Genomic DNA, 8961 nt, shown 5'->3' with positions numbered 1-8961 from the left:
CTCGTGTTGGAAGGCTTCGATAACACCCCGCAAAAGGTCTCTGGCTCGGAACAGCGGCCAGCTGCGGATTGGCACATGATCACACGGGATGGGACAGCTACTCACCAGGACGGACTGAACAAAGGAGAGTCCGGCGCCATCCAGAAACCATTCCGTTGGCTCATAGGACGACAAGACCAAGTTCACCGGGGTAGATGCTGAACCAGATACATGGACATATGCATTTCCTGTTGGGTGATAACCGCCTGAGTGATCACTGCGAGATTCATAAGTACCAATGATATGGGTTTCTTGTAATGTATCCATCGTGCTGACATAGTAGGATGGCTGGTAGCCCGATGATATTGCAGGATCATTTACCGTGACAACAGAGTTGTTGGCATGTGCTATCGCAGTGAAGCCAAACATTGCGAGCAATGCAGAATACCTATAAAACATGAAATTCCTCCTTCGCGCAAATTTCGTTAATTGAAAACGAGTACTGCTTCGAGCATCGGTGCGCTCGGGGCTTTACCTACTATTTACGCTATTATTGGATAGAAACATATCCAAGGATCCCTTCGTAGGTCCAACGCGCATTTACACCTTCATTCTAGCTAAGCGTTGCTATATGGTCAATTGACCGTTATAAAATCGATATAGCAGGACGTATCCATTACGGACCCCTGCGCTGTTTAGACCTAACTGAGTGGCGGCATCGGGAAGAACGGTTCAAAAACTGGCAAGTGTTATCCGTCAACGAATCGCCGCCAAGGGAAAGTCGGGAATGCCATCCGACAAGGTCACTGGCGACTGTTTTCCCTGGGTCAGCTGCTTCACGCGTTCGCTCACGTAGTAGTCGAGCGCCTTGTGGGTGACACGCCCGCTCTTCTGAACATCGGCCGCGCCGGTGAGACCTTCGATCACGGCCTTGGTGAACGCGCCGTTCTTCCATAGGTCGTCTTCTACCGACGACTGCCGTCCGGTGGCGGCGCTGAATACCACGCTTCCGTTCTCTGCGCTGGAGAGTTCGTTGATCATCCCCGTCATGTCGTTGATCGCACGGCGCCGCCTGGTGCCGAGTGCGTTGCCGGCGTGACAGGTATCGATGAACAACACCGACTTGCCTGCAATACTGGCAATCGTGCGCCTGATCTCTTCAGTAGGAACGCCGGTGCTGCGCAGCTTGCCAGGATCGGCGTTAACGGGCAGGAAGGTGTAGCCCATGATGGGGTCGTTGAGGCCATGCCCGGCAATGAAGATCATGCCGACATCGTGCTGCGTCACCTGCCTTTGCAGCCAATCGAGCGCGTCGACGATGTTGTCTCGCGTGGCCTGGGCGTCGGTGATCAGCTTGGTTTCGACCACGCTGTACAACAAACCCTCCTGATGCTTGATGGTGGCGGTGAAGTCGCTTGCGTCCTTTGCGGCATAGAGCAGCTTGTCGATGTGCTGGTAGTCCGAGATCCCGATGGACAGCACGTACAGCTTTGGCTTGTACGTCAATTCGTCGATTGCCGATGGTGGCGTTTTGCCTGTCCAGCGCACGCGCACGTTGGCAGCCTCCGAGCGGCCATGCCGGTTCTCGGCGAACACCTGCACCTGCACATCGCTGGCCGGCAACGCCACCGTGATCTCCCGTTCGTCGACGGCGGACGGCTGTCGCGACAAGGGCTTGTCCATCATCATGGCCACCTGTCCGTTCACGCGCACCCGCAGCTCGGAGATTGGCGCATCAGCGGCCGTACGCAAGCGGATCTTCAGGGCGAGATAGTGGCGGTCGGTGCTTATATCGGTCGGGGTCAGCAGGTCGACTACCGGCGGCAGAGCCTGCACCGGGGTGACCGCGGCGTCCGGCTCGCGACTCGGGTGAGCACCCGCGAGCTTCAAAGCCTCGGCTTCGCTCAACGTTTCGGGCAGGTAGTCGAAGACTTCAGGGCGGTAGTAGCGTGAGCGGAAACGCGATGCCGGAAAGAAGTCGGCCGCCTGGTGATCGCCGCGATTGACGGCCCAGCCGATCAGGCCTTCGGCGCCGGGCGAAGCGTCGTAGTAGCCCGATGGCGTCCACATGATCCATTGGCCGTTGCGCATGGCCAGGATCGCCATCAGCTCCACCCCGGTGTCGCTGCGATACAGGCGTGCGGTGCCATCGAGCATCGTCGTGACGATCAGCCGATCGTTGCGCATTGTGTTGACGGCGAGCACTTCGGTGTGCGTTGCCGTACGCCACAGCACGCGGCCATCGCTGCCGATGCGAAGCAATGCATGGCTCGTGCCAAGCACGGCATCGTTACTTGAAGAAAGCAGCGAAACGGCACGCGATTTCTCGTCGGCCTGCAGGGCGACACGCACCCCGTTTACCTGCGGTGTGTTCAGGTTCTCCCAATCGCTCGGCGCATTGAACAAACCTCGGCGCAGGCGTGGGGCACGCAGATCGGCGCCGCGGCCTGCAATCAGCGTGTGCTGATCGAGCGAGAACAATACACGGTTGGCACCGCCATCCAGTGTCCAACTCAGCTGTTGCCCGTTGTCGCTCACGCGCAGGTTGCTTGCGCCGGAGACATCGGGCAACTGCTGAGGCCGGGCAATCCGTATAGCAGGCAACTCGGCCTGCTTTGCTGACGACACGCCCCAGGAGCCATCGGCCGAACCGTAGACGATGCGCCCGTTGGCCAGCATCTCGACATCGGTGATCGAGTCGCGAGCGACGGTGATGTCTTCTGCCACCTGACGTCGGGCTGCGTCGTAGACGATCACCGGAACCTTGCGCGAATCGAAGCCGTACGAGCCGCCTGCGACGATGAACTTGCCATCGCGCGACCACGCAACGGCACGCAGATCGCCTGCCAAGTGTCCGCCCGGCCAGGGCAGCGATTGCAGCGTTCCGTTCTGCCAATCGACGATGTCGGGTGGCTTGTCCTGCTGGAAGTAGCCAACCCCCAGGAACTTGCCATCAGGCGAGAACGACAGCGACTGCACGTTGGCCGGAATCCGGTGACTCCGGCTGAGCACCACGCGCAAACCGGTGACGTCATAGATGCGCAGGCTGCCGTCGAGTGCTGCTGCCGCAAAACGACCGGTCGAGCTGGCTGCCAGGGCGTACACCTCGGCATCGAATGTATCGGTGAAAACGAGTGTTCCGTTGCTGTCAAAAACACGCACGGCGCCCGCGTTTCGCGTTGTGCTGGATGGCGTGGCGTACGCGGCGACCAGCAGTTCGCCATCAGAGGCCCATTGCAACCTTTTCACATTGCCCGTCGACTCATCGAGCCGGCGTACCGGCTGCCCGGTTTGAAAGTCGACCACATAAATGGCATGGCCGGACGCAGCGGACTCTAAACTGCCACCGATGGCCAGCCAGGGCTGGTGCGGATGCAGTGCCACACCATAGACGCGGCCCCGCTCGCCTGCCCCAACCGGTGGACGGAAAACACGCTGCGGTTTGGCATCATCGAGCGACCAACTGCGTGCTGTCTTGTCGTCTGCACCGGTAACCACCAGATTACGCTGTGCGTCGACCGCGATGCGCCGAATCGGGCCGCCGTGATCGCCAAATTCGATCTGAAGAGCGGCAGCCTCTGACGTTTTTAAGCCGGCTTGGGCTGAAGCGGGGGGAGGTGCTTCAGCATGTACCGGTAGAAAAGCTGACGCGAGAAGGCTCAGCCAGTAGCAGGCAATCAGGCGCACGTGCATCGTCTCCCTTTTGTTGTGCCTAAGCGATCGACGCGGAATCAGTGGCCCACTGCGTCGCAAGCGGGGAGCCGAAGGGCACCATCTGGCGCAGATGCAGCTTGGGGATCACCACTGTCGTTGGGATTGAGCTGGCTGACATGGGCGTACCACCTCTATAGCTTGGCACTGGCTGGCAGGGAGTCGGTGTATCACTGATCAGTTGGATTAATCTGGAAGCGCAAGCTGGCGGCCTCGACATCCGCGGTGGCGATGTCGCTGGAAGAAGCCTCAAGATTGCCTCAAGATGGCAGATGTTCGCTCGGCTATGGCTGACACCATCGATAAGGGGACGACGACTCGTCGTCCTCATCCTGGCGCTTCACCGCCCATGGCACGCGCCGCCGGGACTGACATCGATCCAGGCTTTTGGATCAATGAATTGCGGTGAATCGGAACGTGTCGGGAAGATCACCAGGCGACCATCGTCCAACAGGCCGTAAACAGCGAGGCCAGTGGAGCCGATGAAGATGACTTTGCGGCCACGTGGCAGGTTCGTCTTGACGACGTCATTCGTGTCGTCCACAAACCGTTCGGCGCCTACGGCCGTCTCGTCGGCCGAGTGCTCGTAGAAGCGGCCCCAGACCAGCATGTCGCCTTCGCGCGTAAGCGCGGCGCATTGCGACCAGTCGGCGCATTCGATCTGGCGGATGTTGTAGCCGCTGAACTGCGGAACCTTCTTTGGCGACAGGCTGCCATCGCTCCAGAACGCCTCCGCCAACGTACCATAGCCCCAGCCCCACACCGAGCCCCTTGCGTCAATGGCAAAGGCGCCTAAGTAGCGACCGGTGACCGAGAGATGAGCGGATCGCCAGGGAAAGAGACGTTCACGGGTTGCGTGGTGTAGTCGAGTTCGCCTTCAGTCTTGCCGATGCCTAGCAAACCTTGTGCATTGCCACCGGTGGCGTAGAGCTTACCGTTGGAGGTGACTGAAAAGTAACCGGTGCCAGAGCTCCAACCACGTGCCACGCCGACCTTTGTGACGTTGCTAATGCCGAAGGCCTCAAGGTGACCCACGCCGCTGTCGGTGAGAACTTCGTTTTCGATGAACGCGAGGCCGGTGTTCAACCGAACCATTTGCCGCAGATGAAGGCTCTGGTCGCCGCTGCCATCCGGACTGTATATGGCCGACACGGTGGTGGCATCTTTGTAGCCGGGCATTTCAATTGCAGGCAGCGGTTCGGTGTATTGCAGGTTTTTCGGATCGAAAGGGTTCGCAACCTTGAAGCGGCCTTCGTAAGCGCGACCATCGGTGGCCACTCCGAGCAGCGGGCCTTGCGTGATCAACTGGCGAAAGGTCAACGCCGGTTCATATGCCACCGCTCGCCGTGTGCGAGTGGACCAGAAGAATACTTTGCCATCGTTGCGCAGCAGCCAGATCGGCGTACGTTCGGAATAGAAAGCACTTTCCGAATCCGGCTTTCTTTCATAGTCGGAAAGCCCGTAAGGAAAACTGGTCTCGATCTTGATCTGGACGATGCGCAAGCTGGCGGCCTCGATGTCGGCAGTGGCGCAGCGAGTGGCGATGTCGCCGACGCCGGCATTAAGGAATTCGCCGAGCTGAGGGAGCAAGTAGGCCACCTGATCAGCGCTGTCGATGACCGGCGCACCATTGCAGGCATAGTCGAGCACGCCATCGCACAGATCGCGGCCCATTTGGCGGGCGATCTTCAGTGCCGCGGCCGAGTCGCCATTGCGCAGCAGGCCGGCTGCGCGCGCCAAGCCGGAGTTGACGACGCCATAGATGTCGCTGCTGGAAGTGGTCAGGCTGTTGGTGGCGGTCCTCTCGCTCAGCAAGGCTGGCAACTCCGTGATGTCGACGATCTGCAGCGCCGCAGGCAAGAGGCGATTGAATTCGGTGCGGATGACCTCATTGGCTTCTGTCACATGGGCGGCTTCGCGCCAGCCATCGGGGCCGTACTTGGCATCGAGGTACTGCCAGGCGGCCTCGCTGAGGATCGTGATGCCGATGTGCTGGTTGAACACAGGTACCACCGAGTGCATTTCCTGGCCGGCGGGAAAGGGCACGTATTCTTGCAGAGACTCGTCATAGTACTTTGTGGAACTGTCGGCCTTGGCCTTGACGGTTAGCTTGACCGGACCGCTGTAGCCGCAAAGGACGAATTTCACCAAGCCATCGGTGTCGTTGATCTCGGCCTCGCCGACGGTGTCGCCATTAGCCTGCTCCACTTGCACGATCGCGTTTCTGAACTTGCCCAGACCGGCACCGGCCGCTCCGGCATCGCTGCCACTGTCGCCTGCACCGCCTCCGTCGCTGGAAGAAACCTCGGGACGGCAGATGTTCGCTTGGCTATGGCTGACATCATCGACACCACTCCCACCGCCGCAGGCGGTCAGCAAGACCATGGCGAACATGACTGTGTTTAACAGGGCAAAGTTGTGCTTCGCACCGAAAGGTGCAGTGAAGATGTTCATGTTCGTTGGATATGGTGAGTCGGCGATAAGGGGGCGACCGGGACGCGGGGCCGGCATGCAGGGAGTTCAGCGACGATTCGGATCTGGCGGGCTCTATCCGCAGGGTGGGGCCTACATACATGACATATCGATGTCGCTTGCTTCGCTTTCGTCGCAGGCATCACCGGCAGTGTCGCTCGATGGCTGATCGCAACCCGAGCTCGATGGCGCACCCCATGACGAGGGGTGTCACCGCTACTGGCCAATGAACGACGGTGGGTCGACGGAATGGCGTTGGCTTCGCGATGAGGCCGAATCGGTACCGCAACGACCGGTTGAACTCAGGGAAAAGCAGAAGCTCCCCACGAGGCTGCTGGTCTCCCACGGCATCTGGGTGCCTGCGGATTCCTGGAGCACGGCGGCACGGGTCAGCTTGAAGACATCTTCGATAGGCAGTCCCGGTGCGCCCATGTTTTTCGCCAGATGGCGCGTGTACAAGCCATTCTTTTGCTGAGGGCTGTCTGCCGCAACCGCGCCGGGAGACGTGGAATAGGCGATCAAGGCGCCCTTGGGCGCCGACGCCGCCAAAAGACCCGGTGTCCAAGGCGTTTCGGGCGCTCCGCGCATGCGCACCCCGGGCGGTGCCGTCAACGACGGAATGCTGCGGCAGGCATCAAGCACCACCACGCTGACGCCGCTGCCAAACCGCGAGAGTCGATCGGCGAGGTCGTTGACGCTGAATGCGACGGCCGGCAGGTCGTCTTCGGAGTGAAGCCTCGCGTCCACGGGAATCAGGAAGTTGCGGCCTCGGTACTGGGCACCATGGCCCGCGAAGTACAGCATCCGCGCTTCGGCCTGCACCGTGCCGTCGAGCCAGAGCTTGACAGCCTCCAGCAGCGAGGCGCTGGAGGCGTTCAGCAGAAGGCTGACCTTGAACCCCAAGTTCCTGGCGGTAGATGCCACCAGTTCAGCGTCATTGACGGCATTTGCCAGCGGTGCGCCGGGATAACGACTGTTGCCTACGACGAGCGCCACGCGTGGGACGGTCTCGGCTCGTGTCGAAACCGCCAGACCGCCAGTCAGGCCCAGCAAAGCACTAGACGCCAGGAAGCCCCGGCGTCCGCGCAGGAATCCTTCTTCGGTGTATGACATACGTTCGTCCCTTTGGTGCCCGCTTCCAGCCCGTCTATTGCCCTCTGGGACCGAAGGTGTCGAACTCCGTTGATGCCACCAATCCCGACCTGAGCAGCGAGGCCTTGATCTCCTCGAGCGACACCATTCCCGATGCCAGCCAGTATTCGCCGAGTTGCGTGGGCCCCCCGACGATGTGCGCTCCCGTGTTCAGCAATGCCATGCGGACCTGGGCTTCGGATGCGGATGGAACGAACCTCACGCGTAGCGTGCGGACCTCGGTAACGCCCACGGAGCGCACCTCGCTCGGGCCCCCTGTGTCGGTCGAGAGTGCCGCAAGCCATCCGATGAGGCCTGCTTGCACGAACACCACCAGGGCCATGGCGGTAGCTAGGCGCGGCTGTGCCAGCCACTGCTGGAGCGCAGCGATCACATTGCGCCAACCAATTTTCGGTGCGGTGGCCGGGCGGCTGTATTCACGCACACGGGCCAGCAGACGATCGAGCCCGATCTCTTGAGAGGCTGGCGCCAGCATGTTCGGCACCGATTTGCTCAATGCCTGCTCACGAGCCAGCCGCCGAGCGCAAGCGGGCGATGCGACCAGCTTCGATTCCATCCACTCGCGTGCCTTGTCGTCGAGAGTGCCGTTGACATACCAGGGGAGCCGCTCGTCGAAGAGTCGCTCCTCGTCGTCCAAAAGAGCCGAGTCGTCTTTCCTGTCGTTGTTCATGTTCTTCCCCCGGCGTTCTCTTCAACGCAGATGCGCAATTTCTTGCGTGCATGGAACAGCCGGGTTTTGATGGTGCCTTCTTGCGCGTTCTGGATCTTGGCGACGTCGGCCACTCCCAAGCCTTCGAAATAGACGAGCTGGAGACATTCGCGGTGGTCCGGGCTGAGGTCGTTCATGCACCGGTGCACGATCTGTTCTTCCTGCCAGCGCATGAGTGCGGCGGGTCCATCCTCGGTGTCGTCGGGCAGGACGTCTTCGTAGTCGACGATGTCGTCGTGGTCAGGCCCGACATGCCGCCAGAGCGTCATCAGCTTGTACCGGGCGATTCCGAGAACCCAGGTGCTCACCAAGGAGTCACCTCGAAACTTGGCCGCACTTTTCCATACCTCATACATTGTGTCTATCACGATGGTTTGCGCCGCTTCTTCGTCAGGGAACCTGTGGAAGGAGAAGGCGTAGATGCGGGGGGCCAGGATGCGGTGCAGATCGACCAGCGCACGTTCGTCCTGCTCTGCGCAGCGGCTCAACAGGCTCCGCGCAAGAGCGTTGTCAACAGGTTTCGTCATGACGTGTGTGCGGGGGCACGGCCAGCTGGTTCAAAGGGGCCGGCGATTTTGCACGAATACAACCATTATTGAACCCCGTATTCAGGTGTCTCGTGACGCAAAAATCTGTGCTGGCGGTCGATCATTGCCGTTCTAGAAGTCGGCCAATCCAGCGGTGTAAACATCGTCGTATTCGACGTTTTGTTGGTCGTTTTGTTTACTTCTCGTTGGTCTAACGACTTCGTCTGGTTGCGGCTTCGGCGGCGTCTTGTCGAGTCGTTTTGTTGAGGGGGCCCGACAGGCGAACATCGGTTTGCTGGGGGTGGCACCGATGGACCTGGCCAAGCGCAGCAAATGCGCGAACTGTCGTCAGCCGTTCCGTGCGAACGCGGGCACCTGCGGTAGTTGCAAAGCTTGCGTGTCGCGCGGCGA

General features: G+C 60.4%; 7 protein-coding genes. All 7 read right to left on the bottom strand.

The window, feature by feature from the left end; all coding sequences use genetic code 11:
- On the bottom strand, window positions 1-438 hold a 438-nt coding region (locus tag AC30NL_RS14325; RefSeq protein ID WP_489464668.1), incomplete at its 3' end, for a hypothetical protein.
- Between the two features lie 297 nt (window positions 439-735).
- Window positions 736-3477, bottom strand: coding sequence for a hypothetical protein (locus tag AC30NL_RS14320; RefSeq protein WP_489464667.1), 2742 nt, complete (start codon window positions 3475-3477; stop codon window positions 736-738).
- Between the two features lie 553 nt (window positions 3478-4030).
- Window positions 4031-4453: a hypothetical protein gene (locus tag AC30NL_RS14315; protein WP_489464666.1), complete on the bottom strand. Its 423-nt coding sequence runs from the start codon at window positions 4451-4453 to the stop codon at window positions 4031-4033.
- A gap of 29 nt (window positions 4454-4482) precedes the next feature.
- The gene (locus AC30NL_RS14310) at window positions 4483-6144 is read right to left on the bottom strand and encodes a hypothetical protein (RefSeq protein WP_489464665.1); all 1662 of its coding nucleotides are present in this window, start codon (window positions 6142-6144) and stop codon (window positions 4483-4485) included.
- 234 nt (window positions 6145-6378) lie between these two features.
- Window positions 6379-7275: a caspase family protein gene (locus AC30NL_RS14305; RefSeq protein WP_489464664.1), complete on the bottom strand. Its 897-nt coding sequence runs from the start codon at window positions 7273-7275 to the stop codon at window positions 6379-6381.
- 34 nt (window positions 7276-7309) lie between these two features.
- Window positions 7310-7984 carry an anti-sigma factor family protein gene (locus tag AC30NL_RS14300; RefSeq protein WP_489464663.1) on the bottom strand — a complete coding sequence of 225 codons (675 nt, stop codon included), beginning with the start codon at window positions 7982-7984 and terminating at the stop codon, window positions 7310-7312.
- The gene (locus AC30NL_RS14295) at window positions 7981-8550 is read right to left on the bottom strand and encodes an RNA polymerase sigma factor (RefSeq protein ID WP_489464662.1); all 570 of its coding nucleotides are present in this window, start codon (window positions 8548-8550) and stop codon (window positions 7981-7983) included. The genes AC30NL_RS14300 and AC30NL_RS14295 overlap by 4 nt, the downstream gene beginning before the upstream one ends.
- Window positions 8551-8961: the final 411 nt, after the last annotated feature.

The organism is Rhizobacter sp., from assembly GCA_021153565.1.
Lineage (GTDB): Bacteria > Pseudomonadota > Gammaproteobacteria > Burkholderiales > Burkholderiaceae_C > Albitalea.
This window is presented reverse-complemented; position numbering and strand designations above follow the sequence as displayed.

What these genes read in the sequence shown, in the direction of transcription:
- AC30NL_RS14310 (WP_489464665.1), bottom strand. Translation starts at nt 6,144, where the DNA reads ATGAACATCTTCACTGCACCTTTCGGTGCGAAGCACAACTTTGCCCTG.
- AC30NL_RS14300 (WP_489464663.1), bottom strand. Translation starts at nt 7,984, where the DNA reads ATGAACAACGACAGGAAAGACGACTCGGCTCTTTTGGACGACGAGGAG.
- AC30NL_RS14295 (WP_489464662.1), bottom strand. Translation starts at nt 8,550, where the DNA reads ATGACGAAACCTGTTGACAACGCTCTTGCGCGGAGCCTGTTGAGCCGC.
- AC30NL_RS14305 (WP_489464664.1), bottom strand. Translation starts at nt 7,275, where the DNA reads ATGTCATACACCGAAGAAGGATTCCTGCGCGGACGCCGGGGCTTCCTG.